Source organism: Acidimicrobiales bacterium (assembly GCA_035536915.1).
In the GTDB taxonomy this organism is placed as follows: Bacteria; Actinomycetota; Acidimicrobiia; order Acidimicrobiales; family JAHWLA01; genus JAHWLA01.
This window is the reverse complement of the sequence record DATLNE010000040.1, coordinates 1-26,960: the sequence shown is the minus strand read 5'-3', so window position 1 is coordinate 26,960 and position 26,960 is coordinate 1. Positions and strand designations below refer to the sequence as shown.

The 26,960-nt window shown below is 70.3% G+C and carries 25 protein-coding genes; 14 read left to right on the top strand and 11 right to left on the bottom strand.

What is annotated here, in order from left to right:
- The first annotated feature begins 47 nt into the window (after positions 1-47).
- From VM938_10930 to VM938_10915, 4 genes are all read left to right on the top strand, one after another.
- The gene (locus VM938_10930; GenBank protein ID HVF75552.1) at positions 48-1,073 is read left to right on the top strand and encodes a LacI family DNA-binding transcriptional regulator; all 1,026 of its coding nucleotides are present in this window, start codon (positions 48-50) and stop codon (positions 1,071-1,073) included.
- Positions 1,074-1,135: 62 nt separating this feature from the next.
- Positions 1,136-2,254: a mandelate racemase/muconate lactonizing enzyme family protein gene (locus VM938_10925; GenBank protein HVF75551.1), complete on the top strand. Its 1,119-nt coding sequence runs from the start codon at positions 1,136-1,138 to the stop codon at positions 2,252-2,254.
- A gap of 16 nt (positions 2,255-2,270) precedes the next feature.
- On the top strand, positions 2,271-3,431 hold the full coding sequence (locus VM938_10920; GenBank protein HVF75550.1) for an aldose 1-epimerase family protein: 1,161 nt from the start codon (positions 2,271-2,273) through the stop codon (positions 3,429-3,431).
- The gene (locus VM938_10915; GenBank protein ID HVF75549.1) at positions 3,428-4,165 is read left to right on the top strand and encodes an SDR family oxidoreductase; all 738 of its coding nucleotides are present in this window, start codon (positions 3,428-3,430) and stop codon (positions 4,163-4,165) included. The genes VM938_10920 and VM938_10915 overlap by 4 nt, the downstream gene beginning before the upstream one ends.
- Positions 4,166-4,168: 3 nt before the next feature.
- On the opposite strand, the gene VM938_10910 is transcribed toward VM938_10915, so the two are convergent.
- From VM938_10910 to VM938_10875, 8 genes are all read right to left on the bottom strand, one after another.
- Positions 4,169-5,149, bottom strand: coding sequence for an alpha-ketoacid dehydrogenase subunit beta (locus VM938_10910; GenBank protein ID HVF75548.1), 981 nt, complete (start codon positions 5,147-5,149; stop codon positions 4,169-4,171).
- Complete coding sequence (locus VM938_10905; GenBank protein HVF75547.1) at positions 5,146-6,135, bottom strand: thiamine pyrophosphate-dependent dehydrogenase E1 component subunit alpha; 990 nt, start codon at positions 6,133-6,135, stop codon at positions 5,146-5,148. The genes VM938_10910 and VM938_10905 overlap by 4 nt, the downstream gene beginning before the upstream one ends.
- Entirely contained in the window at positions 6,123-8,477 is a 2,355-nt protein-coding gene (locus tag VM938_10900) for a hypothetical protein (protein HVF75546.1), read from the bottom strand. Before VM938_10900 ends, VM938_10905 begins: the two co-directional genes overlap by 13 nt.
- A gap of 123 nt (positions 8,478-8,600) precedes the next feature.
- The gene (locus tag VM938_10895; protein ID HVF75545.1) at positions 8,601-9,614 is read right to left on the bottom strand and encodes a hypothetical protein; all 1,014 of its coding nucleotides are present in this window, start codon (positions 9,612-9,614) and stop codon (positions 8,601-8,603) included.
- On the bottom strand, positions 9,607-10,407 hold the full coding sequence (locus VM938_10890; GenBank protein ID HVF75544.1) for an SDR family oxidoreductase: 801 nt from the start codon (positions 10,405-10,407) through the stop codon (positions 9,607-9,609). The genes VM938_10895 and VM938_10890 overlap by 8 nt, the downstream gene beginning before the upstream one ends.
- A 58-nt stretch (positions 10,408-10,465) precedes the next feature.
- Positions 10,466-11,632 carry an acetyl-CoA C-acyltransferase gene (locus VM938_10885; GenBank protein ID HVF75543.1) on the bottom strand — a complete coding sequence of 389 codons (1,167 nt, stop codon included), beginning with the start codon at positions 11,630-11,632 and terminating at the stop codon, positions 10,466-10,468.
- Between the two features lie 13 nt (positions 11,633-11,645).
- The gene (locus VM938_10880) at positions 11,646-12,041 is read right to left on the bottom strand and encodes a MaoC/PaaZ C-terminal domain-containing protein (GenBank protein HVF75542.1); all 396 of its coding nucleotides are present in this window, start codon (positions 12,039-12,041) and stop codon (positions 11,646-11,648) included.
- Complete coding sequence (locus VM938_10875; protein ID HVF75541.1) at positions 12,041-12,487, bottom strand: MaoC family dehydratase N-terminal domain-containing protein; 447 nt, start codon at positions 12,485-12,487, stop codon at positions 12,041-12,043. The genes VM938_10880 and VM938_10875 overlap by 1 nt, the downstream gene beginning before the upstream one ends.
- Positions 12,488-12,680: 193 nt before the next feature.
- Between VM938_10875 and VM938_10870 the strand changes: the two genes are divergently transcribed.
- The 3 genes from VM938_10870 to VM938_10860 are packed head-to-tail and all read left to right on the top strand — an operon-like array spanning position 12,681 to position 17,788.
- Positions 12,681-13,418 (top strand): ABC transporter ATP-binding protein, encoded by a 738-nt coding sequence (locus VM938_10870; protein ID HVF75540.1) that lies wholly within the window; start codon positions 12,681-12,683, stop codon positions 13,416-13,418.
- The gene (locus VM938_10865) at positions 13,415-16,207 is read left to right on the top strand and encodes a branched-chain amino acid ABC transporter permease/ATP-binding protein (GenBank protein HVF75539.1); all 2,793 of its coding nucleotides are present in this window, start codon (positions 13,415-13,417) and stop codon (positions 16,205-16,207) included. Before VM938_10870 ends, VM938_10865 begins: the two co-directional genes overlap by 4 nt.
- Before the next feature lie 15 nt (positions 16,208-16,222).
- Complete coding sequence (locus VM938_10860; GenBank protein HVF75538.1) at positions 16,223-17,788, top strand: ABC transporter substrate-binding protein; 1,566 nt, start codon at positions 16,223-16,225, stop codon at positions 17,786-17,788.
- On the opposite strand, the gene VM938_10855 is transcribed toward VM938_10860, so the two are convergent.
- Positions 17,779-19,212 carry an aldehyde dehydrogenase family protein gene (locus VM938_10855; protein HVF75537.1) on the bottom strand — a complete coding sequence of 478 codons (1,434 nt, stop codon included), beginning with the start codon at positions 19,210-19,212 and terminating at the stop codon, positions 17,779-17,781. The two genes, VM938_10860 and VM938_10855, sit on opposite strands and share 10 nt — an antisense overlap.
- 83 nt (positions 19,213-19,295) lie before the next feature.
- Positions 19,296-19,781, bottom strand: coding sequence for a pyridoxamine 5'-phosphate oxidase family protein (locus VM938_10850; protein HVF75536.1), 486 nt, complete (start codon positions 19,779-19,781; stop codon positions 19,296-19,298).
- 55 nt (positions 19,782-19,836) lie between these two features.
- On the opposite strand from VM938_10850, the gene VM938_10845 reads away from it, so the two are divergent.
- From VM938_10845 to VM938_10815, 7 genes are all read left to right on the top strand, one after another.
- On the top strand, positions 19,837-20,874 hold the full coding sequence (locus tag VM938_10845) for a phosphotransferase family protein (protein ID HVF75535.1): 1,038 nt from the start codon (positions 19,837-19,839) through the stop codon (positions 20,872-20,874).
- Between the two features lie 22 nt (positions 20,875-20,896).
- Complete coding sequence (locus VM938_10840) at positions 20,897-21,928, top strand: LLM class F420-dependent oxidoreductase (GenBank protein HVF75534.1); 1,032 nt, start codon at positions 20,897-20,899, stop codon at positions 21,926-21,928.
- A 56-nt stretch (positions 21,929-21,984) separates the two neighbouring features.
- Positions 21,985-22,890, top strand: coding sequence for an SDR family oxidoreductase (locus tag VM938_10835; protein ID HVF75533.1), 906 nt, complete (start codon positions 21,985-21,987; stop codon positions 22,888-22,890).
- Positions 22,887-23,315: an OB-fold domain-containing protein gene (locus VM938_10830; protein ID HVF75532.1), complete on the top strand. Its 429-nt coding sequence runs from the start codon at positions 22,887-22,889 to the stop codon at positions 23,313-23,315. The genes VM938_10835 and VM938_10830 overlap by 4 nt, the downstream gene beginning before the upstream one ends.
- Positions 23,308-24,516, top strand: coding sequence for a thiolase family protein (locus tag VM938_10825; protein ID HVF75531.1), 1,209 nt, complete (start codon positions 23,308-23,310; stop codon positions 24,514-24,516). Before VM938_10830 ends, VM938_10825 begins: the two co-directional genes overlap by 8 nt.
- Before the next feature lie 9 nt (positions 24,517-24,525).
- A complete protein-coding gene (locus tag VM938_10820) occupies positions 24,526-25,380 on the top strand; it encodes a MaoC/PaaZ C-terminal domain-containing protein (protein HVF75530.1) in 855 nt (284 codons plus the stop codon).
- Between the two features lie 153 nt (positions 25,381-25,533).
- Positions 25,534-26,202: a hypothetical protein gene (locus tag VM938_10815; protein HVF75529.1), complete on the top strand. Its 669-nt coding sequence runs from the start codon at positions 25,534-25,536 to the stop codon at positions 26,200-26,202.
- 13 nt (positions 26,203-26,215) lie between these two features.
- Here the strand turns inward: VM938_10815 and VM938_10810 are convergent.
- Positions 26,216-26,960, bottom strand: a 745-nt coding sequence (locus tag VM938_10810; protein HVF75528.1) for a F0F1 ATP synthase subunit beta, incomplete at its 5' end; no start/stop codon positions are given.

The following is a 26,960-nucleotide window of genomic DNA, read 5'->3' as shown; positions in this document are numbered from 1 at the left end:
GCCGACTCCGGCGGCAAGCGGGGGAAGCCGAGAAGTGGAGGACGCGGGTGCCGCGACAGGCAGAGAACGGACGAGTCGGCATCAAAGACGTCGCCACCACTGCAGGCGTGGCGATCTCGTCGGTCTCCCGGGTGCTGTCCGGCCACCCCGACGTGAGCGCCGAGATGAAGGCCCGCGTCCTGGAAGCCGTGGAAGCGGTCGGCTACGAGCCCGACTTCTTGGCCCAGAGCTTGCGACGGGGCGTCACCTCGACCGTGGGCTTCCTCGTCGGCGACATCTCCAACCCGCTGTTCTCGGAGATTGCCGTCGGCGCCGAGCTGGCCCTGCAAGAGGCGGGTTTCGCCATGATCATCGCCAACTCGCAGGGCGCCCCTGAACAGGATGCCGCCCAGCTCCGGGTGCTGCGCCAGCGCCGCGTCGACGGGATGATCGTGTCGTTGGCCGACGAGCGCAACCGGGTGGCGGCCCGCCTGCTCCGCGACATGGGCCGCCCGTTCGTCCTGGTCGACCGCGAGATCACCGGGGCGGGCGCCACCAGCGCCGTGCTGTCCGACCACGCGGCCGGGATGCGGGCAGCGGCCGCTCACCTCATCGACTTGGGCCATCGACGCATCGGGTTCGCAGGCGGCACGCCGACCGTGCGCCCGACGCGGGCTCGGGCCGATGCCTTGGTCGAGGCCTGTGCCGGGCGTCGCGGGGTGCGAGCAGTCGTCGACTGCGGCGCCTTCACGGCCGAGCACGGCGAGCTTGCCACCGCCCGCATGCTCGATTCCGCGACCCCGCCGACGGCCATCATCGCGGGCGGCAACCAACTCCTCGTCGGCGTCCTGCGGGCCATCCGCGCTCGCGGCCTGCACGTGCCCGGCGACATCTCGTTGGTCACCTGCGACACCACGCCGCTGGCCGAACTGCTCGAGCCCCCGCTGGCCCGCATCACCCGCGATGCCCGGGAGCTGGGACGCATGGCGGCCACATTGATGCTCGGGGCCATGCAGGGAAACCGGGCACGCCGGATCGAGCTCCCCGTCGAGTTCTCGCCCGGCGAAAGCTGCGCTGCACCCGGCGCAAGGTGACGCGGGCGGCACCGGCCGCGCTAGTGTCTTCTGGAAAGGTTTCCTGAAGCTGAGGCACGCCCGTGGGCAGCACGCTGGACCGCATCCAATCCGTCGACGCCGTCACCGTGGCGTTGCCGATCCCCCGACCGCTGCAACTCGGCCCCATGACAGTGACCGAGCGCCGCTACTGCGTGGTGCGGGTCCGCACCGACGAGGGACTGGTCGGCACCGCCTACGGCCTGACCCGTGACGCACCGGTGGCCGAGGTTGTGCGCACCATGGTCGCCCCCGTCGCCGTCGGCCTGCCCGCCGACCGCATTGCTTCGGTGGTCGACACCGTGGGCCGGGCCGCCGTCGCCGCCGGACGCGTGGGCCTGGCCCAGCGAGCGCTGTCGTTGCTCGACATCGCCCTGTGGGACATCAAGGGCAAGCGAGCCGGGCTGCCGGTATGGCAGTTGCTCGGCGGCGGGCACCCCGAGGTCGACTGCATGCTCGTGGCGGGCTATCCCACCGGCGAACCGGCCACCGAGCTCGGCGAGCGGGTCGCCGCCGCAGCCGCCGACGGCCACCGCTTGCTCAAAGTGGCCCGCATGCCTGACCCCGCCGACATGCGCGCCCTGCTCGAGACGGCAGCGACCAAGCTGCCGAACGACGCCCGCATGGTGGTCGACGCCGCCTGGTGGTGGCGTCGAGCGGCCGACGCCGTCGACGAGATCCGAACGTGGGCCGACGCCGCTCCCTTGGCTTGGATCGAAGACCCAATGGTGCCGGAGGACGTCGAGGGCTACGCCCGCCTGGTGGCCGCCGGGGTTGCGCCCATCGGCGTGGGCGACGAGCTGACCGACAGCCACGCCGCCGTCGCCTTGGTGCAACGGGCGGGCGTCGCCGTCTTGCGCATCGACGCCACAACCATCGGCGGCATTTCGGCGGCGTGGCGCCTGCGCCAGTTCGCCGACGTCGTGGGCGTGCCGGTGTCGTGCCACGTCTACCCCGAGCTACACGTCCACGTGGCCGCCGCCGGGAGCCCGGGTTGCAGCATCGAGACGTTCGGCGCCGACGACAACCCGTTCGACCCCGCCGGGCGGCTCTGGGAGGGCGGCCCGACCTTCGCCCCCGGCCGGGCCACGGCGTCGAACGCTCCCGGCCTCGGCATCACGCCGGCCGACGACCTGATCGCCGATCACGTCGTCGGCCCCTGAACGACAACGGAGGATCATGGGCGACATCACGGGCAACGACCGACGCTTCAACCGGGCCGACTTGGCTCGCTACAGCGGCGACCTCGGCGTCGTCGGCGGGGTGCGGTTGGTGGAGTTGGCCGACGGCGTCGAGCGCGGCATCCGCTGCCTCGAGTTCCGCACCGGCACCGGCCTGGCCTTCGAGGTCCTGGTCGACCGGGCCATGGACATCGGCGCCGTCGAACACGCAGGCCGCGCCGTCGGTTGGCGTTCGGCCACCGGCTTTCGGCACCCGGGGCTGCACGAGCACGCCGACGACAACGGCCTGTCGTGGGTGCGGTCGTTCTCGGGCCTGCTCGTCACCGCCGGCCTCGACCACACGCTGTTCCCTGCCGAAGTCGACGGCTCGCACTACAACTACCTGCCCACGGTGTGGCAGCCGCTGCACGGCCGCATCTCCAACATCCCTGCCCGCCTGACCGGCTACGGCGAGCAATGGACCGACGAGGGCTGCGTGCTGTGGGCCGAAGGCGAAGTACGCCAGGCCCGCGTGTTCGGCGAGCACCTGGTGCTGCGACGGCGCATCGAAGCCGACCTGGGCGGCAACGAGATCCGCTTGGTCGACACCGTGACCAACGCCGGGTCCGACGACACGCCGCACATGCAGCTCTACCACGTGAACGTCGGATGGCCGGTGCTCGACGAAGGCAGCCGTTTCGTGGCCGCCGTCGACGGCACACGGTGGTGCACGGCCAGCGTGGTCGACCAGGGCATCTCGTACCGCACCATGCCCGCCCCCGCCCGAGGCGTCGCCGAGCAGGTGTACGAGCACGAGCTGGCCACCGACACCGACGGCACCCGATGCGTCGCCCTCCTGAACGACCGCCTCGGCCTGGGCTTCGAGATGACGTGGCGGGCCGACGAGTTCCCCTGCTTCTTCGAGTGGCTGCACCTGCGCGAGGGCGCCTACGCCATCGGCTTGGAGCCTTCGACGCACCACGTCGAAGGCGAAGAGGCGGCGCGCGCCGACGGCTCCATGACCTGGCTCGGCGCGGGCGAGTCGCGCTCGTACCACACCACGTTCGCCGTCCTCGACGGGGCCGACGCCTTGTCGGCGTCCGAAGCGCGCATCCGGGCTGTGGGCGGACAACCCGACGACACGACGATGGCCCAGCGGGCTGCGGAGGTGAAGGCATGACGGTGGCGCTGGTGACCGGTGGCGGCGGCGGCCTCGGGCGCGCCATCTCCGCCCGACTGGCCGAAGACGGCCACGAGGTGGCGGTGGTCGACCGCGACGAGGCCACTGCGGAGACAACGGCCAAGCTCGTTGCCGAGAACGGCGGGCGTGCCCGTGCCTTCGCCTGCGACCTGCGCGATGGCGATGCCATAAGCCGGTTGTTCGCCGACGTGGCCGGCGCGCTCGGCCCGGTCGGCATCCTCGTCAACAACGCAGGCGTCTTCCCCAGCGGGCCGTTCCTGGAGGTGACGACAGCCGACCTCGACGACGTGCTCGCGGTGAACCTGCGGGGCTACTTCCTGGTGGCCCAGGCCGCGGCGCGGCAGATGGAAGCGGCCGGGTCCGGCGCCATCGTCAACATCTCTTCGATCACCACGACGGGCGGCTGGGCCGACCTGTCGGCCTACGTCACCACCAAGGGCGGCATCCTGTCGATGACCCGCGCCATGGCCCGGGAGCTGGGCGCCGTGGGCGTGCGGGTGAACACCGTGTCGCCCGGGGCGTTTCCCACCGCGGCCGAAGAGGTCCACCCCGACCGCGAGGCCTACGACCGCCGCATCATCGACAGCCAGGCCCTCAAGCGCCGGGGCCGCTTGGACGAACTCGCTGCCGCCGTGTCGTTCCTCTGCGGCCCCGACTCGTCGTTCGTCACCGGGCAGAACCTGGTGGTCGACGGCGGCTGGGTGATGCCCTAGCGACTAGGCCGAAGCGAGGGCCGCCGTCATCTGCTCGACCACGCCGGCGGCCGAGGGGATGGCGGCGGCTTCGAGGTTGGCGGCGAACGGCACGGGGACGGGAGCCCCGGTGATGCGCATTATCGGGCCGTCGAGCGACCAGAAGGCGTGCTCCACCACCAGCGATGCGATCTCGGCGCCCCACCCGCACGCCCGAGGGTTCTCCTCCACCACCACGAGGCGGCTCGTCTTCTCCACCGAGGCCACGATGGCATCGAGGTCGAGCGGCGCCAGGCAGCGCAGGTCGAGTACCTCGCACGACACGCCTTGGCCGCCCAGTGCCTCGGCCGCTTCCAGCGCCACCGGCACCATGGCGGCCAACGACACGATCGTGACATCGGTGCCGGGCCGCACGATGGCAGCGCGGCCCAGCGGCACGCAGTGGTCGCCGTCGGGCACCTCGCCCTTGTCGTTGAACAGGTTCTTGTGCTCGAAGAACAGGACCGGGTCGGGGTCGTCGACCGCCGACGCCAGCAGGCCCACGAGGTCGGCCGGGTTCGACGGCGCCACGACCTTCAGCCCCGGGACCATCATCGCCATGTTCTCCAACGACTGGGAGTGCTGGGCGCCGAAGCCCATGCCCGCGCCGTTGTGGGTGCGGATGACCAGCGGCACCTCCAACTGGCCGCCGGTCATGTAGCGAGCCTTGGCGATCTCGTTGGCGATGCCGTCCCAGCACACCGACAGGAAGTCGGAGAACATGATCTCGGCGATGGGGCGCAGCCCGTTCATCGCCGCTCCCATGGCGGCACCGATGATGGCCTGTTCGGAGATGGGCGTGTCCCACACGCGGCCGGGGCCGAACTCCTCGATGAGCCCGACCGTCGACTTGAAAGCGCCGCCCGCTTCTCCCACGTCCTCGCCGAGAAAGACGACGCGCTCGTCGCGTCGCATGGCCCGGGCGATGCCCTCGGTAATGGCCTGGCGGTAGTTGATGGTGGTCATCGAGCACCCTCCGGTGCGAACACGTCGGTGTACATGGCGGCGAGGTCGGGCTCGGGAGCGGCCAGGGCGGCCCGCACGGCAGCGTTCAGCGAGGCGTCGACCTCGGCCCGGGCCGCGGCGGTGTCGACGCCTGCGGCCAGCAGCGTGCGCTCGGCGGCAGCCAGGGGGTCGCGGGCCAGCCAGGCGTCGACCTCCTCCTGGGGCCGGTACTTGGCCGGGTCCGCCCGCGAGTGGCCGCCGTGGCGGTACGTCTCGGCCTCGATGATCGCCGGGCCGCCTCCGCTGCGGGCCCGGTCGGCGGCGGCCGCTACGGCGTCACGCACGGCCACGATGTCGTTGCCGTCGACCACGATGCCGTCGAGGCCGTAGGCCGGGGCGCGGTCGGCCGCCGCCCGGGGAACGGGGCAGACCTTGTCGATGGGCGTGTACTCGGAGTACCGGTTGTTCTCGCAGATGAACAACACGGGCAGCGACCACACCGCTGCCATGTTCACCGCTTCGTGGAAGGCACCGATGGTGGTGGTGCCGTCGCCGAAGAACACCACGGTGACGTCCTGCTCGTTACGGATCTTCGACGCCCACGCCATGCCCACGGCAATGGGCAGGTGGGCACCGACAATGGCGTAACTGCCGTACAGCCCCTTGGTCACATCGGTCAGGTGCATGGAGCCGCCCTTGCCCCCGCACACGCCGGTGGCCCGGCCGAGGATCTCGGCGAAGGCCCGCTCGGGGCTCATGCCCCGGGCCAGGCAGTGGTGGTGGCCCCGGTAGGTGCACAGCACCTTGTCGCCCGGGCGCAGGGCTTCGGCCGTCCCGATGGCCACGGCTTCCTGGCCGGTGGCCAGGTGGGTGGTGCCCCGCACCTCACCCTTGGAGAACAGCTTCTGGATGTGCTCCTCGAAGGCGCGGATCTCGTACATGCGGCGGTACCACGACAGCACCGTGGTGGTGTCGTGCGTCGCCTTGGTGGCCTTCACTTCGACCACGTCAGCGTGCCCGGCCCGCCCTCGACCGTTTGCGACGGCGTGCGCACGACGACCGGGCCGGACGCCTCCAGGCGGCCGGACCCGTCGCGGCGAACCTCGAAGGAACGGCTGCGGAACGACGCTGTGGGATCGCTTGCCACTCGCAGTTCGCCCGCCGTCCCCGGCTCGACGCCGAGCATGCGCAGGTAACTGATGACGGGCTGGGCGTGGCTGTGCAGGTTGTTGACCGGGAACGACTGGATGCCGAGGCCCACGACTGCCCACGTGCGGCCCGGGATGCGGGCTTCGGGGCTGTTGTAGGCATCGGGCCCCGACAACGTGCCCTCCCAGATCTCGGGGTAGTGCTCCTCGTGGTTGGCCAGCGTCATGCGCCGCCACTCGTCCCAGCCGAACTGGCGGTCGACGTGGGCGGCCGCCCACGTGAGGGTGGCGTTGAGCGAGAACCAGATGCCGCCGCTGAGGCACTCGCCGGGGAAGCCGGCGCGTGACGGCTCGGTCGGGACCGGCCACTGCTGCCGGGCGCCCAGTGGCGACCCGTGGCGCAAGCGCTCGTCGATCTCGCGGAGCAGGTCGCGGGCGCGGTCGCCTTCGACGGCGCCCGACAAGATGGCCCACGGCTGCACTTCCAGGAACAGCGAGTCCTCGCCGAAGCGAGCATCGCCGCACAGGGCGCGGGGGATCCAGCGGCCGTTCCACTCGACAGCCACCGCGCCACGGAGGTGGGCGCCGAGCTCACGAGCTTCGGCGGCCATGGCGCCCTCGCCCAAGCGGTCGCAGAGGCCCGCGAAAACGGGTAGCACCCAGGCGGCCATGGCCGAGTTGAGGAGGGACTCGCCCTTCTCGAACAGTGTGGCCCGGTCGACCCCTTGGGCGGCGATGTCGCCCACGTGGCTGTCGGCCCAGTCGCAGCCGAGCAGGCGGACGTGGCCGTGCTCGCCCAGGCCGATCTCGTCGACGAAGTGGCGGAACTGGCGGCGCAGGTTCTCGATGAACGGGACGGGCTCGGCCTTGGTGGCCGGGTGGAAGGGCAACGGGGCGGCAAAGGCAGCCAGGTCGCCGGTGGCCGCCGCGTACTCGGCGGCCAGCCAGAAGGCCCACAGGTGCAGGTCCGAGGCGTACTCCAACTGGCCCAGGTGCCAGAGGTCCTTGCCGCGTCGCACTCGCTTCTCGCCGTCGAGGCCCCAGGGCAGGAAGCCGTCGGGGTAGGCCCACGAGCACGTGTTGCGCAGGACCGACAAGGCGAGGTCGGGCTCGGTGTAGACCAGCGGCAGCGCGTGCTGGAAGGGGTCGCGGGAGGCGCCGTTGAAGCCCGAGACGTAGGAGTAGGCGGAGGCCTGGTCGAGGGCGTGGTCGCCGATGACGCCGTCCACGCAGGCGCCGCCGGTGAGCGTGGCGATGTGCCACGGGATCTCTCGGGCGGCCTGCGGTGCTGTGTCGGCCTCGGCTTCGGGCAGGCGCTCGCGCAGGGCCTTGAGGGAAGCGTCGAACAGGGCTTCCGGGTCGTCGAGCGAGGTTCCATCGTCGATGCCGAAGCGGAACCACAAGGTGACGGGCGAGCCTGCCGAAAGCTCGACGTCGCTGGTGACGGTAAGCGTCGGGTGGGCGGCGCCGTCGCCGGCGGCCACGCCTGCCGTGCCGAGAGCTTCCAGGCGGACGTCGAGGGGGCGGCCGATGACGAGGGGCACCGTCGTGGGTTCCATGTCGTCGCCCGCCAACACGACGGTGGGGACCGTCTCGGCCCGCTGCTCGCGTGCGGTCGCCGTCGCACCAGTGGCCTCCACCTCGTAGGCGATGGCCTCGGCCGCGGCGCGACCCAGGTCGTCGCGCTGGGCGAACAGGTTCTGATGGCGGGGGCGCAGGGCCCATTCCTCGACGTGCTGCAGCCGCGTCGGCTCGCCGACGGCCGTGAGGCGCACCCGAACGAGGACCCAGGGCTGCTCGCCCTCGGGGCAGAGCACGGTGCGCTCGACGGCGACGCGGCCGTCGTCGGTGGCCACGCGGAACCAGGTGGGGCCGAAGGTGCGGACGTGCGGCCCGGCCGGGGGGCGCTCGACGAACAGCGTCGACCACGACCGCTCGTCGCAGCGGATGCGGGAGATGCCGGACCCGTTCGGTGTGGGCGCTGTGAGCCAGCGCATGGCGTCGAGCTCGTCCCAGAGGACGACGGTGCCGTCGTTGTCGGCGAACGCCTGGATGCGCCGGTTGCCGAAGCCGTGCTGGTGCCTGCGCGTGCGCCCGTCGCCGCGGGTATTCCACTCGGCGGCCTCGTCGACCGTGTGATCGGCGTCGTACTGGAAGGCGGGCAAGCCCGCTTCCTCGATCCACTTCCCGTACCGGCTCATCGGCCCTCCCTCGCGCCCCGTCGGGCTAGGGCCAGTATTCTGGATACGTTTCCAGCAATGCAAGCGCGTGTTAGTGCGCTGCTGTGGTTTCACGCCTCGCTTGTCCCGGGCGGCGAGCCGTCGTCAGTCGAGCAGGCCGAGCACGACCACTCGCTCGCCGTCGATGCGCAGGGAGGCGACGTGCTCCCGAGTCAGGGCCCCCGATTGGACCGCGGCGAACAACGCCGGAGCGTTGTCGGGCATCCACTCGAGCTCGCATGTGCCCGACGTGCTGCCTGCCACCGAGCCGAGGGTTGTGAACGGCAACCGGAGGCGCCAACGCTGCTCGAAGGACACCCGCTCGGGCCCGGCCAGGAGTTCCCCCCCGCGAACGACGCCGTCGTCGCCATAGGAAATCGACACCGAGACCGGGTCGTGCACGGCGGCCACACCGTCGCGGACGACGTAGGCCATCGACCAGTCCCATTGCGACCGCCCCCAACGAAGTACGCCCACCGTCGAGGAACCGTCGGGAAACGTCCCGAGCCACGTCGCCCACAGCTTGTTGAGGTGCATGACCATGGGCAGCTCCACGAACGACCGGCCAGGGGCGCCGTAGGCGTAGTCGACGTAGCCCCAACCCGACACCGGCCGGCCGTCGAGCACGCCCTCGGCCCGGAACATCTCGGCACGGTGGTACTGGCACGGGAGCCCGTGCTGCTCGGGCAGCCAGATCGAATAGCCGCGATCCGCCAGCCGGTCGAGGGTGAGCGCCATGGCACCACCGCCGTCGCGCCAGGTGACCGGCCCGGTCCCAATGGTGAAGGTCACGTCGTCGTTGCGCCAGCGCACCGCGCCGGCGTCCTGCTCGAAGGCGACGGCCACCTTGCCCCTGGGTCCGTCGGGCCACAGCACAGGCCGGGCGCCGGCCAGGTCGGGGGGGCCGAAACGGACCGCGGTCACGCTGGTCGTGTCGCGCTCGCCCTCGTCGAAGACGCGCTCCACTCGGTACTGCTCACCCTCGTCGTCGCGCAGGTACACGATCGTGAGCATCGCCGCGTACGCCACCTCGGGCCGCGGCGAGTGGGCCCGGTCGTAGGCCTCCAACGGAAGCGGGCCGGGCAGAAGTGCACAGGTGCGTTCGAGATGCTCAGCCAAGGAGCGACCACCCTCCGTCGACGGTGAGCACCGCGCCGCTCACGTACGCCGCCGCCCGCGAGGCGAGGAACAGCGCGGGCCCGGCGATGTCGGCCGTACGCCCCGTGCGGCCGGCCGGAATGCGGCGGATCAGAAACTCCTCCCCCTTGGGCGCCTCGAAGATGAACTGCGTCATCTTGCTCGGGAAGCTGCCGGGGGCGAGCACGTTCACGGTGATGTGGTCGGGCGTCAGCTCTCGGGCCAGGTGGCGGCTCAAGCTGTGCACCGCCGCCTTGCTCGCCGCGTAGCCGTACACCCCGGAGTCGGGCACGATCATCCCGGCCACCGACCCCACTGTGATGATGCGGGCGGGGTCCTCCGGCGTAGCCGCCGCCTTCAGCAGGGGCACCGCGAAGCGCGTCACGTGGAACGTGCCCTTTACGTTGAGTGCGAGCACCCGCTCGAGGGCCGCGTCGTCATGGGACTCCAACGGCGCCCCCCAGTTGGCACCTGCGTTGTTGACCAGCACGTGCAACGCCGGCTCCCGCTCGGCCAGCCCTTCGACCAGCGCACGCGCGCCCGCCTCGCTCGACAGGTCGGCCCGCAGGGCGTGGCACTCGCCGTGGGCAGCCAGCTCCGCCTGGGCGCTCGCCAGCTCCTCTTCGCTCCGCGCCGAGATGTACACCCGGGCGCCTGCCGCCACGAACCCGTGGGCGATCATGCGGCCGATGCCACGTGACCCGCCGGTCACCAGCACGGTCTTGCCCGAGACGTCGAACAGGCTGCGCGAATCGACCGGCTCCGGCAACGGCATCACCTTCATCGCAGCAGTCGTCTGGCGTCGTGGGTACCGGGCACGCGGAGCTAGTCCTTCACGACATCCGCTCGACGACCATGGCCACACCCATGCCCGTGCCCACGCACATGGTCTCCACGCCGATCTCCTTGTCGAGCGTCTGGAGATCGTTGATGAGGGTGGTCATGATCCGAGCACCGGTCATGCCGAAGGGGTGGCCAAGGGCAATGGCACCGCCGTGCGGGTTGAGCTGCTCGTCGATGTCGATACCGAGCTCGTCGCACACGGCCAGCACCTGGGAGGCGAACGCCTCGTTCAGCTCGACCACGTCGACGTCGTCGAGCGTCATCTTGGCCTGCTCGAGTGCCTTGCGCACGGCCTCGATCGGTCCCACGCCCATGATCTCGGGCGCCAGGCCCGTTGTGGCCCACGACCTGATGCGGACGAGCGGCTGGAGGCCGAGCTCATGGGCCCGCTCCTCGCTCATCACCATGACCGCGGCGCCGCCGTCGTTGAGCGGGCACGAGTTGCCTGCGGTGACGACGCCGTCCTTCTTGAACGACGGCGACAAGGCGGCGAGCGACTCCACGCTGGCGTTCGGGCGGGGGCACTCGTCCTTGGTGAACAGCGTCCCGTCGGGCAACGGAACCGGCACGATCTCGCGGTCGAAGAACCCGGCCTGTTGGGCGGCGACAGCGCGGTCGTGGCTCAGCTTGGCGAACTCGTCCATGCGCTCCCGGGTCACGCCGAAGCGCTTTGCCACCTTCTCGGCAGTGATGCCCATGGGGAGGTACATGTCGCACAGGAAGTCGTCCCGCGTCTTGTCGAACAGGCGCGGATGGAGATCGGCCATCTCGATGCCTTTTCCGTTGGTGTGGCTGCACTGCTCCACGCCGACCGCGAGGTAGGTGTCGCCCGACCCCGCTTTGACCGCTTCGGCGGCGATGCGGATCGCCTCCAGCGACGACGCGCACCCCCGGCTCACGTTGATGCCGGGCACGGTGTCGGGCAACCCGGCGAGGGCGGTCACGATGCGGGCGAACAGCCAGTTCTGGTCGGCAACGAGGTTGGCGGCACCGACGACGACGTCGTCAATGGTCGCGGGGTCGACCGCCGGCACCTGGTCGAGCACGCCACGGATGGCGATGGCGCCGAGGTCTCCCGCATGGACGTCGACCAACGACCCCTTGAGGGCGCGGCCGATCGGCGTACGAGCAGCGGCGACGATGACTGCGTCGGGCACGGTGCGCTCCTTGCTAGAGGACGACGATTGCTTCGGCGGCAACGGCGACGCCGCCGCCCTGACGGGTGCAAGCCAGCTCCACCGTGGCTCGCTTCTCTCCGTCGACCTCGTCGACAGCGACTACCTTGCCCGTGCACTCGAGCAGGTCGCCGGGCCACACCTGCTCCTTGAAGCGGACCTTGAAGCGACGCACGTTCTCGGCGCCGAACCAGTCGGTCACGTACGTGCCCAGCAGGCCCGCCTGGAGCATGCCCACGCCGAACACCGACTTGTAGCCGCCCTTGGCGGCGAACTCGTCGTCGTGGTGGATGGGGTTCAAGTCCAGGGACGCCCCCTGGTAACGCACGATGTCGGTGCGCGTGATGGGCCCGTACGAGCGAGCCTCGGCCGTGGTCCCGACGGTGGTCATCAGTTGCTCCCTCCTGCGGCCTTGCCGGTTTCGATCAAGGTCGTGCGCACCTCGGCCACGAGCTCGCCCGCGTCGTTGCGCAGCTCGGTGGCGGTCACCACGAAGGTGAGGTCGCCGCCGCGGTTGCCCGACTTTGTGAAGATGTTCTCCACCTTGGTGGTGCCGGTGAGCGTGTCGCCCGCCTTGGGCAGGGCGCCGTGGTACACGAACTCCTGCTCGCCGTGGAGCACGCGTGCCCAGTTCAGGCCGACGTCGACGCCGCCGCCGGCGAGGCCCTCCCAGAAGTTCGTCGCCAGTGTCAGATAGGTGGCCGGCACGACCGGCTGCTCGGTGAAGTACGCAGGGTTCTTCGACTTCGTCGCCTTTGCGAACTCGTGGATCTTGCCTCGCTCGACCACGACAGGGAACGGCTTCCCCGTGTGCCCGATGTACGACGTGTCCGCCATCTGCTGACCTCCCGGAAGGGCTCGACGTGCTTCGCACTATGTAAACGGTTACTAACGTCAAATGCAACATCTCTGAGGCAAGAGGCCAATCCTTTGCGAGAAGGCCTTCCCCTAGTGGATAACCAATGTTAACGTCCGATTCGTGCAGAGTGCTCCCGCAGCACATCTGAAGCCGCAGACGCCGGATCCCGCTGTGCCCCTCGGTGCACGGCTTCGGGTCACCGGCATCGACTTCAGCTATGGCTCCGTCCAAGTGCTCCACGACGTCTCTCTCGATGTCGCTCCCGGTGAGATGGTGGCCCTGCTCGGGACCAACGGCGCCGGCAAGTCGACCTTGCTGCGTGTCGTCTCCGGGCTCTCGCGGCCCAGTGCAGGCCGGGTCGAGCTCGACGGCGCCGACGTGACCAGGGCCGACCCCGTCGATTTGGTCGGTCGCGGCGTCGTCCTGTTGCAAGGCGGCAAGGCTGTCTTCGCCGACCTCACGGTGGCCGAGAACCTCCACGTGGGGGCATGGACCTTGCGGCGGAACCGGCAGCTGGTGCAGGAACGAAGCGAGGCCGTGCTCGACCTCTTTCCCGCACTGAAGGCTCGGCTCGGCCAACGAGCGGGCTCGCTGTCCGGCGGCGAACAGCAGCAGCTCGCTTTGGCCAAGGCCATGCTGCTCAGCCCCCGCGCCCTGCTCATCGACGAGCTGTCGCTGGGGCTCGCCCCGGTGGTGGTGGAAGCGCTGCTGGACCGCGTCCGCGCAGTGAACGCCACCGGCACCACCGTGGTGCTCGTGGAGCAGAGCCTCAACGTGGCGGCCGGGTTGTGCGAGCGAGCCGTGTTCATGGAGAAGGGCGCCGTTCGGTTCGAGGGCCGCACCGTCGACCTGCTCGAACGGTCCGACATCGCCCGCGCCGTGTTCTTCGGCGGGGAGACCGCCCCGTGATCGGCTTCTTCGTCCTCGGCGTCGTCAACGGGCTCGTCATCGCCGTGCTCGCGCTGGGCTTCGTCCTGGTCTACAAGGCAGGGCGCTTCCTCAACCTGGCCCATGCCCAGTTAGGCGTTGTTCCCGCCCTGCTCCTGGCCAAGTTGGTGCTCGACCTCGGGCTCCCGTGGTTGCCCGCCTTCGTGGTGGCCCTCGCCGTCGGCGGCCTCATCGGCTACGTCTCCGAACGCCTCGTCGTGCGGCCGTTGGCCGACCGCTCGCGGGCGACGTTGCTCATCGCCTCCATCGGGCTGTCGCAGGTGCTGCTGGCCTTCACCTACTTCACGTGGCTGGGCCCCAGCCGCCTGCGGCTGAACGCCGAGGGCTACCCGGTGCCCTTCGAGACGAGCATCCCGGTAGGGGCGCTGACCCTGCGAGGCCAGCACGTCGTCGTGCTCGTGCTCGTCCCCGCGGTGGCGGCAGGCTTGAGCGCGTTGTTCCGCTGGACGCTGCTCGGCAAAGCCATCCGAGCCGCCGCGTGCAACCGCGACGCCGCCGCCCTGGCCGGCGTGTCGGTCTCCCGGGTGTCGTCGATCACCTGGGTGGTGGCCGGGGTGCTGGCCGCCGTCAGCGCCGTGCTCACCGCTCCTGGCCAGGCGGTCTTCGACACCCAGGCACTGGGGCCGTCGCTGCTGTTGCGGGTGCTGGGCGCAGCCGCAGTGGCCCGGTTCACCAACATGCCCGTGGCCTTCGCCGCCGGCGTCGCCCTCGGCGTGCTCGAGAGCCTCGTCGTGTTCGTGACCCACAGCGACCACACCGCCACGGCCGTCATGTTCCTGGTGATCCTGGTCAGCTTGCTCGTGCGCTACCGCGACGGGAGCGAGTCGGGCACCGCCACCGAAGGCGTGCTCGATCCCCACGACAAGCCCATCGCACCACCCCCGATCCTGGCCGGGGCACTGGTCACTCGGGTGCGGGTCCTCGCTGTGGGCATCGGGCTGTTCCTGGGCGTGCTCGCTCCGTACCTGCCCCGGCTGCGCACGCCGAGCGCCACACAGGTGTTGACGCTGACGCTGTGCTTCGCCCTCGTCGCCTTGTCGTTGACACTGCTCGCGGGCTGGGGCGGCCAGGTCAGCCTGGGCCAGTTCGCCTTCCTCGGCCTCGGGGCGCTGGTGGCCGCCCGGCTGCAGGAGGCCGAGGTGGGGCTGCCAGCCGTGTTGGCCCTGACGGCACTGGCGGGGGCGGCCGCCGGTGCGATCATCGGCATCCCCGCCATGCGCGTGGCGGGGCTGGGGCTGGCGGTGACGACCCTGGGGTTGGCCGTCGTGGGCCCCGCCTGGCTGTTTCGCCAGCCATGGCTGGCCGGCGGCGAAGTGGTGACGGCAGGCGCCCTGCACATGCCTGGCATCGGCGACCTCGACACCGCGCGGTCGACCTACTACGCCACCTTCGTGGTGGTCGCGCTGGCCGCCTTCGGGCTGGCCGCCTTGCGCCGCTCGTCGCCCGGCAGGCTGGTGGTGGCCGTTCGCGACAACGCCCCGGCTGCGGCCGCCCTCGGAACGTCGCCGGGCGCCGTCCGGTTGTCGGTGTTCATGCTCGCCGCCGCCCTCGCCGCGGTCGCCGGCGCCCTGTGGCTCGCCACCGTCCGCAACGTCTCGGTGACGGTGTTCGACCCCCAACAGTCCTTCGTCATGCTGTCGCTGGCGGTCGTGGGCGGCATCAGCTCGGTGGCGGGGGCCTTCCTCGGTGCCGTCGCGCTCTACGGCATCCCCGAGCTCACGCACGACTTCATGCACGGCGTGCTCCCGAGCACCGTGCAGATGCAGCTCCTCCTCGGTGGCTCCGGGTTGATCGTCATGCAGCTCACGAACCCGGGCGGCCTGGCGGCCGTGACCCGGCAGTCGTGGCAACGACTGCTCGACCGGGTGGCCGCCGACCGGGCCGCAGCACCTCGCCCGGAGCCGAGCGACGCCGTCCTCGAAGTGGACGACGTGCACCTCTCCTTCGGTGGGGTGCGCGCCCTGCAAGGGGTCTCGTTGCGGGTGCGCCCGGGCGAGATCGTCGGGCTCATCGGGGCCAACGGTGCAGGCAAGACCACCCTGCTCAACGTGGTGTCGGGCCGGCTGACGCCGTCGAGCGGGAGCGTGCTGCTCGACGGCAGCGAGGTGGCGCACCTGCCACCTGACGCTCGTGCGCACCTCGGCATCGGCCGCAGCTTCCAGGACGCTCGCCTGTTCCCCGGCCTCACCGTTCGGGAGACCATCCAGGTGGCCTTGGCCCGCCGCCGCCGCGTCGGGCTGCTCGCAGGCTTTTTCGGGGCGCCGTGGTCGCGCTTCACCGAACGGCAGACCCGGCGGCGAGCCGACGAACTGGTCGCCGGCTTCGGCCTGGCCACCTGGGCCGACACCGCCGTGGGCGACCTCTCGACGGGCACGCGACGCATCTGCGACCTCGTCACCCAGGTGGCCGCCGAACCCCGGGTGCTGCTGCTCGACGAGCCCACCGCCGGGGTGGCCCAGCGCGATGCCGAGGCCTTTGCGCCCCTGATCCGCCGCATCGCCGACGAGCTCGGTTGCGCCGTGGTCATCGTCGAGCACGACATGCCGTTGATGCTGCGGATTGCCGACCGGCTCTACTACCTGGAGGCGGGACGGCTGGCCGCCGAGGGCACGCCGCACGAGATCCGTCACAACCCGATCGTCATAGCCGGCTACCTCGGGACCACCGAGGCAGCCATTGCCCGCTCCGGGCCCACGACACCTCGCGCCTCGCGCCGTCGGCGGGCTGCGGTTGCCAGTGGAACCACCTGATCGCACGGAGGTCCGATGATCCCCTTTGGGTTGCAGACACGGCTGTGGTGGCGCGAGGCGTCGCTGATCGAACGACGGCTCGCCGTCTCCGCGTTGGCCATGGCCATGGCGTTGGTCGTCGTCGCCGTGGTGCCCGCGCTGTCGGGCCGCAGCAACGACGGCGTGCACGTGGGGTCGGAGGCGGGCGGCACCTTCGAGGAGACGGCAGGCGAAGGTGGCGGCCCTGCAGGGCCCGACGGCGTCGCCGGCGGCGCGCCGGGCGGCGCCGACGGTGCTGCGGGGACCACCGCGACCGGTGGCACCCGCGGCACGAGTCGATCGGGCAGCGCGACCGGCGGCACCGGAGGAGGGGGCGGAGGCGGTGGTGGACCGGTGACACTGCGGGCCAGCGACCGTGGCGTCACCGCCGACACAGTCAAGATCGGGTTCGTGATCATCAACCTGGCCGGCGTGGCCGAGGCGGGCATCGTGGCCAACCTGCGCGACGACACCGACAAGGTCATCGACGCGCTGGTGGCCGACGCCAACGCCCGCGGCGGCGTACACGGGAGGCGCATCGTCCCTGTGAAGCGCGAGGTCGACATCCTCAGCCTCGACGACCAGAACCGGAAGTGCACGCAGTTCGCCGACGAGGAGAAGGTCTTCGCCGTGCTCGACGTGGGCGCCTTCGCCAACGCCACGACGCGTGCATGCCTCACCAAGCAGAAGCAGACGTTGCTGTTCACCGGCCAGGTCGGCACCGCCGAGGAGATCCGAGAGGCGGCGCCGTACCAGACCGGCACCATGAAGGACGACAACCGCAAGATGCTCGACTACGTGCGTTCGGCCCAGGAGACAGGGTTCTTCGACCCGGCCAAGGGCTTCAAGAAGCTCGGCATCCTGTGGATGAACTGCCGGGACTCGATCATCAACACGCCGAACGGGCTGAAGGCCTACCTCCGGCAGGCGGGCGTCACGTCGTGGAGCGAGTACTCCATGGACTGCGACCTTCAGAGCCAGCAGCGCGCCGGGCCCGTGGCCCAGCTCCAGTTTGCGGGCGACGGCGTGACCCACGTGCTCCCGGCGGTGACCACGGTCGCCATCAACTCGTTCCTCAACTCCGCGCAGCCCCAGGGCTACAAGCCGAAGTACTTCCTGTCCGACCTGCTCGGCGTCACCTTGGACTCGGGCTCGCGTGATTACAACCCCGACCAGTTCGACGGCGTGATGGCGTACACCACCATCCACCACGGCGACCCGAAGGCGGTGGCGGCAGGCAAGCGATGCAACGACGTCATCACCAAGGCGCCGCACAACCTGCCTCCGATCACCGACTACGGACGGGACCTCGAGGCCTTGACGTTGTGCGACCACTTGGAGCAGTTCCTGCTGGCCGCTGGCAAAGCCGGCCCCAACCCCACCCGCCGCTCGTTGGGTGAGGCCATCGGCACGTCAGGCGAGATGCGCCCCTCCGTGGTGAACTACGCACGCTTCGACCGGCCCGGCAAGCTCACCGGCGGTGACTCGCTGAGCCCGGCCACGTGGCGCCGCGACTGCCGGTGCTGGCGCCACGTCGGGCCCTTCCGGCCCGCCTACGGCTGACGCTGGATCGACTTCACCTCGAGGAACTCGGCCAGGCCGTGGGCGCCCAGCTCACGGCCTGTGCCCGACTGCCGGTAGCCGCCGAAGGGGGCGTAGGGGTTGTACGGGCCGCCGTTGACCTCGACCTGCCCGGCGCGCAGGCGGCGGGCCACGGCCATGGCCCGCTCCTCGTCGGCTGACCACACCGCGGACGACAACCCGTAGATCGTGTCGTTGGCGATGGCCACGGCGTCGTCGTCGTCCTCGTACGGCAGGATCGCCAGCACCGGCCCGAAGACCTCCTCGCGGGCGACGGTCATCGTCCGGTCGACCGACGAGAACACGGTGGGCGCCACGTAGTAGCCCGACGCCAGGTCGGCCGGCGGCCCGCCGCCCCCGGTCACCAGCCGTGCCCCCTCGGCCACCGCGCCGTCGATGTAGCCGCGCACGGTGGCTCGCTGGCGGGCCGACGCCACCGGGCCGACCCGGGTGCCGGCGTCGAACGGGTCGCCGACGGTGTGCTTGGCCGCGACCGCGGCGGCGATTTGCTCGGCCTCGCCGAGGCGGGCCCGGGGCACCAGCAGGCGGCTGAGCGCCGTGCACGTCTGGCCGCTGTTGAGGAAGCACATGGCGGTGCCCGTGGCGACCGCCTTGGCGACGTCGGCGTCGTCGAGCACGACCGTGGCCGACTTGCCGCCGAGCTCCAAGGCGACGCGCTTGACCGTGCCTGCCGCCGTGGCCGCCACCCGACGACCCGCCGCCGTCGAGCCGGTGAACGACACCATGTCGACGTCGGGATGCGCCGCCAAGGCCTCGCCGACCTCGGGGCCACGGCCGTGGACGACGTTGAAGACCCCCGGCGGCACCCCCGCCGCCTCCATGGCCTCGGCCAGGATGCAGGCGTCGAACGGCGTCATCTCGCTCGGCTTCAGTACCACCGTGCAGCCGGCCAACAGGGCAGGCACGACCTTGCACACGGCCAGGTACAACGGGTAGTTCCACGCCGTGATGCAGCCGACCACCCCCACCGGTTCGCGCACGACGAGCGAGTTGCCGAGCACTTCCTCGTAGGCGAAGTCGGCGGCGGTCCGCGGGAAGGCGTCGAGCACCATCATCGGCAGGCCCACCTGCACGCGCTCCGAGACCCACAGCGGTGAGCCCATCTGCGTGGAGATGACCTCCATGAGGTCACCGGCCCGCTCCCCCACCGCCTTTGCCAACCGGCCGGCGACGTCGACTCGTTCGGCCACGCTGCGGCCTGACCACGCCGGGAAGGCCCGGCGGGCAGACGCCACTGCGGCGTCCACGTCGGCCGGGGTGCCCGCCACCACCTGGCCCACCACCTGCTCGGTGGCCGGGTCGACGACCTCGATGCGCTCACCGTCACCACACCACGTGCCGTCGATGTAGTGACGCGCCTCTCCCAGGTCGAGCCGTCGTTGCACGTGTGCCTCCTAGTGTCCTCGGAAGCGAGGCGCCCGTCGTTCGGCCACGACCACGACGCTGCCTCGGCTTTCTCCGGCGACGTTCATCGTTCGGTCGCCGAGTCCCGCCATGTGCGACGGATCACCCCTGTGGCGATCTCGGGTCCTCCGGACAGCTCGAGTTGGTAGGCGTCGAGCCGCAGGACCCCGAACTGCGGGTCGCCGGGCCCCGACCACAGGGTGCCGGGGTCGTAGCCGTGGGGCTCAGGCGTCGCCTTGATGAGGTCCCACACGCGGGCACGCTCGGCGTCGTCCGCCACCCATTCCACGCGACATTCGGCTGCGGCAACCGCCTGCTCGGGCGTCCAGTAGGTGAGCGACACGAACGGCGTCCGCTCGAGGTGCTTGGCCTTGAGCGACGTGGGGCGAGTGCCGATAAAGGCTGTCGGGCCAGGCGGCTCCCACACCGGGTGGAGCACGCGGGTGCGCGGCCGCCCTGCGGTGTCGACGGTGGCGACAACCGCCCAGGCGATGCCGGCCACCCGGCGGAAGAACTCCTCGGCGAGGTCGTCGTAGTTGGCGTCGGGCATGGACGCTACGTTAGCGCTCGCTAACGTACATGCGAAAGCGACCGGGAGGTTCGACGTGGCAGAACAGGTGAAGGGGATCTCCGAGCCCGCGGTTTCCGCCTGGCTCGCTGGGTCGCTGCCCGGCGCCGAGCCGCCGTTCGAGTACGAGCTCGTCGCCGGGGGCCGTTCGAACCTCACGTACGTTGTGACCGACGCACGCGGGCGCCGATGGGCGCTGCGCCGCCCACCACTGGGGCGAGTGGTTGCCTCTGCACACGACGTCACCCGGGAACATCGCCTGCTCCAAGCCCTGCACCCCACGCCCGTTCCCGTGCCTGAGCCGGTGGCCTGCTGTGAGGACCTGTCGGTCAACGACGCCCCTTTCTACGTCATGGAGTTCGTCGACGGCCTCGTCGTGCGCAACCGCCGGGTGGGCCGGGAGACGCTGGCGCCGGGTGCCCGCCGGGTGGCGGCCGAGTCGGTGGTGGACGTGCTCGCCGACCTGCACACCCTCGATGCCGATGCCGTCGGGCTCGGGGCGCTGGCTGCCCGCGACGACTACGTGGCCCGCCAACTCAAGCGTTTTCGCACGCAATGGGAGCAGTCTCGCTCCCGTGACCTCGACGACATCGACGGGGTCTACAAGGTCCTGATCGAGCACCTGCCGGACCAGCCGGTCACCGGGATCGTGCACGGCGACTACCGGCTCGACAACTGCGTCGTCGGGCCCGACGGCGTGGTCCGGGCCGTGCTCGATTGGGAACTGTGCACGCTGGGCGACGTCCTGGCTGACCTGGCCATGCTGCTGGTGAGCTGGACGCGCCCGCACGACGACGCGCCCCCTTGGCCGGAGTCGGCCAGCGTGCTCGACGGCTTCCCCGAACGCGAGGAGCTGGTGGCCCGGTACGTCGAACGTTGCGGTCACCCGGTCGACGACCTCGCCTACTACCAGGCGTTCGCGCTGTGGAAGCTGGCCTGCATCTCGGAAGGCGTCTACTCCCGGTACAAGGCCGACGTGATGGGCCGCAAGGCTGAGGTCGACTTGTCGGTCATGGACACCCGGGTACGGCTGTTCGCCTCCGCCGCCGCGCAGTGGGCCGAGCGCATTAAGTGAACCATGACTAACATCGGTCCCTATGACCGCCGGACGCATCCGCATCGACGGGGGGATCCCTTCCGACTTGGCCGACGTGCCCCGAGCGGCGAAACGCCGGGAGGACGCGGGCTACGACGGTGGCTGGACCGCCGAGACCAGCCACGACCCGTTCCTGCCGGTGGTGTTGGCCGCCGAGCACACCGAGCGCCTCGAGTTGGGCACCGCCATCGCCGTCGCCTTCGCCCGTAACCCCATGACGCTGGCGAACCTGGGCTACGACCTCCAGGCGTACTCGCGGGGGCGGTTCCTCCTGGGACTCGGCAGCCAGATCCGCAGCCACATCGAGAAGCGGTTCTCCATGCCCTGGAGCAAGCCCGCCGCGCGCATGCGCGAGCTCATCCTGGCCATGCGGGCCATTTGGGACTGCTGGGAGACGGGAGCGCCGCTGCGATTCGAGGGCGAGTTCTACCGGCACACGCTCATGACGCCGTTCTTCAACCCGGGGCCCAACCCCTACGGGCCGCCCAAGGTCCTGCTGGCGGCGGTCGGCGAGAAGATGACGGAGACGGCCGGTGAAGTGGCCGACGGCATGCTCGTCCACGCCTTCACCACCGAGCGCTACCTCCGCGAGGTGACGCTTCCGGCCCTCGATCGGGGCTTCAAGGCGGCGGGACGCACCAGCGAGGGCTTCCAACTGTCGCTTCCGGTGTTCGTCGTGGCGGGCCACACCGACGAGGAACTGGAGCGAGCGGCGGCCGCCACCCGGGAACAGATCGCCTTCTATGCCTCCACCCCTGCCTACCGCGGCGTGCTCGAACTGCACGGGTGGGGTGACCTCCAGACCGAGCTCAACGCCCTCTCCAAGCAAGGCGAGTGGAAGAAGATGGGCACCTTGCTCGACGACGAGGTCCTGCGCACCTTCGCCGCCGTCGGGACGCCCGCCGAGGCGGCCCGCACGATCAAGGAGCGGTTCACCGGCGTTGTCCACCGGGTGAACTTCTACATGACCTACCAGCCCGGCGAAGGCCTGGTTTCCGAATTGGTCTCCGAACTGCGCAAAGACGAGGCTTGACGACCCGAAGTTAACTCCGGTTTACTCGATGGGACAACCAGACACGGAGGTCCCACATGGGCGCATTGGACGGGCGCGTAGCCATCATCACCGGCGCCGGACGCGGTCTCGGGCGGGAGCACGCGCTGCTGTTCGCCAAGGAGGGCGCCAGGGTCGTCGTCAACGACCTGGGCGGCGGTCCTGACGGTTCCGGATCCGACAAGACGGCGGCCGAACAGGTCGTCGAGGAGATCGAGGCCCTCGGCGGCCAAGCCATCGCCAACGCCGACAGCGTGGCCGACTGGGACGGCGCCAAGCGCCTCATCGACGCCACCGTCGAGGCCTTCGGCGACCTGCACGTCCTCGTCAACAACGCAGGCATCCTTCGCGACCGGAAGATGGCCAACATGTCGGAGGAAGAGTGGGACGCGGTCATCAACGTCCACCTCAAGGGCACGTTCGCCCCGACCCACTTCGCCGCCCAGTACTGGCGTGCGCAGGTCGAGGCCGGCAAGCAGGTCAACGCCGCCGTCGTCAACACGTCGTCGACGGCCGGCCTCCACGCCAACGTGGGCCAGGCCAACTACGGCTCGGCCAAGATGGGCATCGCCGCCTTCACCCAGATCTGCGCCAAGGAGCTGAAGAAGCTTGGCGTGCGGTCGAACGCCATCGCCCCCGCAGCCCGCACCCGGCTCACCGAGGCCACCCCGGGCTTCGAGGAGATCATGAAGGCCCCGGAGGACCCGAACACCTTCGACCCCTGGGACCCGGCCAACATCTCGCCGTTGGTGGCCTACCTGGCCACCGCCGAGTGCCCCTTCACCGGGCAGGTCTTCTCGGTCTTCGGCGACGAGATCGGCCAGTACCAGAGCTGGACGATCGCCAACATGCTGAAGAACGACGGACGCCGCTGGACCGTCGAGGAACTGGCTGCAGCAGCCAAGGAGCTCCCGCTCAAGATCGACGTGCGGAGGCCGCTGTGACCACCTCGACCACCACGCAGCGGATGCCGCTCGTGCGCTACCTCGAGCTGGAGCCCGAGCCGCACCTGGTCGCCAACGAGTGCACCAAGTGCAACGCCGTCTACTTCGACACCCGCATCGCCTGTGCGGGCTGCGAGAACCGGGACTTTCAGCCCCGCGCCCTCGCCACCACGGGGACGTTGCGCACGTTCTCGATCATCCACCGTTCGGCCAAGGGCATCCCGACGCCCTACGTCTCGGCCGTGGTCGACCTCGACGGGGGTGGCACGGTCAAGGCCAACCTCCTCAACGCGGGCACCGATCCCGCAGGCATCCGCCTGAAGATGCCGCTGCGCCTGACGACATTCGTCGCCGGCACCGACGACGAGGGCACCGAAGCCGTCGGCTTCGCCTTCGAGCCTGGAGAAGGAGCGAGCAATGGGTGAGTCCGTCTGGGTCCTCGGGGCCTCGATGACCAAGTTCGGCCGCTATGCCGACAAGGACCTCGTCGACCTCGCCTGCGAGGCGACCATCGGCGCCCTCGACGACGGTGGCGTCGGCATGCGCGACATGCAGGTGGTCGCCGCAGGCAACCTGGAGGAGGCGAGCACGGGGGTCGGCCAGCGCGTCCAGCACCAGCTGGGCCAGTACGGCGTCCCCGTCTTCAACGTCGTCAACGCCTGCGCCACCGGGGCTACGGCCGTCCGAGCCGTCTACCTCTCGATCGCCGCGGGCGAAGCCGACATGGGCCTCGCCGTCGGTGCCGAGAAGATGGGCAAGCAGGGCCTGCTCAACGCGGGCAAGAAGGCCCGCACCGACCAGAAGCGGGTCTTCGAGCCCAAGGGCCGGTTCGGCGCCGTCCAAGGCGTCGAGGGAGTGCTCGGCAGCGGCCTGATGCCCGGCGTGTTCGCCAAGGCCGGGCTGGAGTACGCGGCCAACAACGACGGCGTCGGCTTCGAGCAGTTCGCCAAGGTGGCGGTCAAGAACCACAAGCACTCCACGCTGAACCCGCTCGCCCAGTACCGCGACGAGTTCACGCTGGAGCAGGTGATGAACGCCGAGCTGATCGGCTACCCCAACACCGTGCTCATGTGCTGCCCCACCGGTGACGGCGCCGCGGCCGTGGTGCTGGTGTCGGAGAAGAAGCTGCGCACGCTCGACCCTGATCAGCAGCGGCGGGCGGTGAAGATCTCGGCGTCGGTGCTCACCAGCGACCCCTTCACCCCGGCCGACCACGTGCAGCCCGACATCAACACCTTGACCCGCATGGCCGCCGACCAGGCATACGCCAAGGCGGGAGTCGACCCGCAAGACCTCGACCTGGTGGAGCTGCACGACTGCTTCGCCACGGCCGAGCTCGTGCACTACGACAACCTGCGGCTGTGCGAGCCCGGTGGTGCCGGCGACTTCATCGACTCCGGCGCGCCCACCCGTGACGGCCGCATCCCGGTGAACGTCTCGGGCGGGCTCATCTCCAAGGGCCACCCCATCGGCGCCACCGGTGTGGCGGGCATCTTCGAGGTGGCCACCCACTTGCGCGGCGAAGCCGGAGACCGCCAGATCCCCGACGCCAAAGTCGGCCTGGCCCACGTCATCGGCCTCGGTTCGAGCTGCGGAGTGCACATCCTCGAACGCCGCGCCTCCTAAGGCTCGACCGTGCCCCTCAACCCCCACGCCGTCGGGCTCACCTCGGACCCCTTCGAGGTCCGCTGGTCCGCCAAGGACTGCATGCTCTACGCCCTCGGCGTGGGGGCGGGGGCGGTCGACCCCTTTTTCGAGTTGGAGTTCACCACCGAGAACTCCACGGGCCTGGCGCAGAAGGTGCTGCCCACCTTCCCGGTCGTCTTCGGCCCGCTGGGCATGATCCGCAAGCTCGGCACAGTCGACTGGACCAAGGTGCTGCACGCCGAGCAGGGGCTGGTCGTGCACCGGCCCCTCGCCCCCGAAGGGCGAGCAGTGTGCGTGGCCCGCATCACCGAGCTGTCCGCCAAGGGCAGCGGCGTCACGCTCGTGCGGCAGAACGAGGGACGCGACCCCGAAACCGGCGAGCTGCTGTTCGAGAACCGGGTGGTGGCCTTTGTCAGGGGTGAGCACCTCGAAGGCGTGCCGCGTGCCGCGTCGCAACCGGCGCCGACAGCGCCCGACCGGCCCGCCGACCACGTCGTCACGCAAGCCACTCGGGTCGACCAGGCCCTCCTCTACCGCTTGGCCGACGGGCCCAACCCGCTGCACTCCGACCCCGAGTTCGCCAAGCTGGCCGGCTTCGACCGGCCCATCCTCCACGGGCTGTGCACCTACGGGTTCGCAGGCCGGGCGCTCCTGCACACGGTGTGCGAGGGCAACCCCTTCCGCTTCCGCAGCATGCACGCCCGCTTCGTCAAGCCGGTGTTCCCCGGCGACACGCTGACCACGTCGATCTGGATCGACGACGACGGGCGAGGCGCCTTCTTCCGCACCGAGACTGCGCCCGGCCAGGTCGCCCTCGACGGCGGCCGCTTCACCCTGGCCTGACCTGGGCGGCGCCGGGCGCCGGCACCATGACGGGGTGGCTGCGTGCCCGTACCCTCGGACTGTCGACGGAGCGCCGGCCTTCGCCGACTCGCTCGTCCTGTTCCTCGACCTGCTCGGCGTCAGCGCCCTGGCAACAGCCCGAACGCTGCGGACGTGCTCGCCCGGCTCGACGTGGCGTTCACCGCGGCCCGGGAACATGCCCAGATCGGGCCTGGCTACGAGCACGCCTGGTTCTCCGACAGTCTGACGATTGGCTTCCCGATCACGACCTGGCACGGCGAGAACGAGTTCCTCGACGTCGTCACAATGGCAGAGAGAGTGCAGTTCGAGCTGGCCCGAGCGGGCTTTGCCACCCGGGGCGGGTTCGCCCTCGGAGCGTTCTTCATGGACGGCAACGTGACCTTCGGGCCTGCCCTCGTCGAGGCGGTCAAGCTCGAACGGAACGCGACAACCCCGCGCGTGGTGCTCTCACCCGACGTCGTCGCCCTGGCACGGTCGCTCCTCCCGTCCTACGGCAAGGGATCGACGTGGACGCCTCACAGCGACTTCCTCGTCATCGACAACGCGGGGCGCGTCTTCGTGAACTACCTCGATGCCGCCCGTAACTACTGCTCCGGCGACGACAAGGACGAGCTTCTGCCGCTGCTGGGCGAACACAGCGCCCTGATACAGCGCGGCCTGCTCGACCACCGCGACAACCCCTGTGTCAGGGTCAAGTACGAGTGGCTGGCCCGCTACCACAACTGGTACTGCGATCGCGCCGGCCTTCCTGCCGCCAGGGTCGCCGGGTTCGGCGCCGAAGCGCTGGCGCCCTTTAGCTGACCTGCGGTCCCGGTTACTGCTCCTGGAGCTTCTTGGCCTTGGCCATGAGGTCGTCGACGCCGCCCACGGCCACGAAGGCCTGCTCGGGCAGGTCGTCGAACTCGCCCTGCGCCAGCTTCTCGAAGGCCTCGACCGTCTCGCCGACCGGCACATTGGTGCCGGGGATGCCGGTGAAGGCTTCGGCGGCGTACATGGGCTGGCCCAGGAACTTCTCGATCTTGCGGGCCCGGCCCACCAGGACCTTGTCCTCTTCGGCCAGTTCGTCGATGCCGAGGATGGCGATGATGTCCTGGAGCTCGCGGTAACGCTGGAGGATGCGGATCGTCTCGCCGGCCACGTCGTAGTGGCGCTTGCCCACCACGTCGGGCTGCAGAATGCGCGAGGTCGACGCCAGCGGGTCGACCGCCGGGAAGATGCCCTTGGCGAAGACGTCACGGCTCAGGTTGGTGGTGGCGTCCAGGTGGGTGAAGGTGGTGAAGGGCGCCGGGTCGGTGTAGTCGTCGGCGGGCACGAACACGGCCTGCACCGAGGTGATCGACCGGCCCTTGGTGGAGGTGATGCGCTCCTGCAGTTCGCCCATCTCGTCGGCCAGGGTGGGCTGGTAGCCCACGGCCGAAGGCATGCGGCCCAACAGGGTCGACACCTCGGAACCCGCCTGCACGAACCGGAAGATGTTGTCGATGAACAACAGCACGTCCTGGTTCTGCACGTCGCGGAAGTACTCGGCCATGGTCAGGGCCGACAGCGCCACCCGCAGG

Excerpts from the sequence above, each read along its gene's own strand:
- VM938_10920 (HVF75550.1), top strand. The coding sequence starts at position 2,271 with ATGGGCGACATCACGGGCAACGACCGACGCTTCAACCGGGCCGACTTG.
- VM938_10915 (HVF75549.1), top strand. The coding sequence starts at position 3,428 with ATGACGGTGGCGCTGGTGACCGGTGGCGGCGGCGGCCTCGGGCGCGCC.
- VM938_10910 (HVF75548.1), bottom strand. The coding sequence starts at position 5,149 with ATGACCACCATCAACTACCGCCAGGCCATTACCGAGGGCATCGCCCGG.
- VM938_10900 (HVF75546.1), bottom strand. The coding sequence starts at position 8,477 with ATGAGCCGGTACGGGAAGTGGATCGAGGAAGCGGGCTTGCCCGCCTTC.
- VM938_10890 (HVF75544.1), bottom strand. The coding sequence starts at position 10,407 with ATGCCGTTGCCGGAGCCGGTCGATTCGCGCAGCCTGTTCGACGTCTCG.
- VM938_10880 (HVF75542.1), bottom strand. The coding sequence starts at position 12,041 with ATGACCACCGTCGGGACCACGGCCGAGGCTCGCTCGTACGGGCCCATC.
- VM938_10875 (HVF75541.1), bottom strand. The coding sequence starts at position 12,487 with ATGGCGGACACGTCGTACATCGGGCACACGGGGAAGCCGTTCCCTGTC.
- VM938_10860 (HVF75538.1), top strand. The coding sequence starts at position 16,223 with ATGATCCCCTTTGGGTTGCAGACACGGCTGTGGTGGCGCGAGGCGTCG.
- VM938_10850 (HVF75536.1), bottom strand. The coding sequence starts at position 19,781 with ATGCCCGACGCCAACTACGACGACCTCGCCGAGGAGTTCTTCCGCCGG.
- VM938_10840 (HVF75534.1), top strand. The coding sequence starts at position 20,897 with ATGACCGCCGGACGCATCCGCATCGACGGGGGGATCCCTTCCGACTTG.
- VM938_10835 (HVF75533.1), top strand. The coding sequence starts at position 21,985 with ATGGGCGCATTGGACGGGCGCGTAGCCATCATCACCGGCGCCGGACGC.
- VM938_10825 (HVF75531.1), top strand. The coding sequence starts at position 23,308 with ATGGGTGAGTCCGTCTGGGTCCTCGGGGCCTCGATGACCAAGTTCGGC.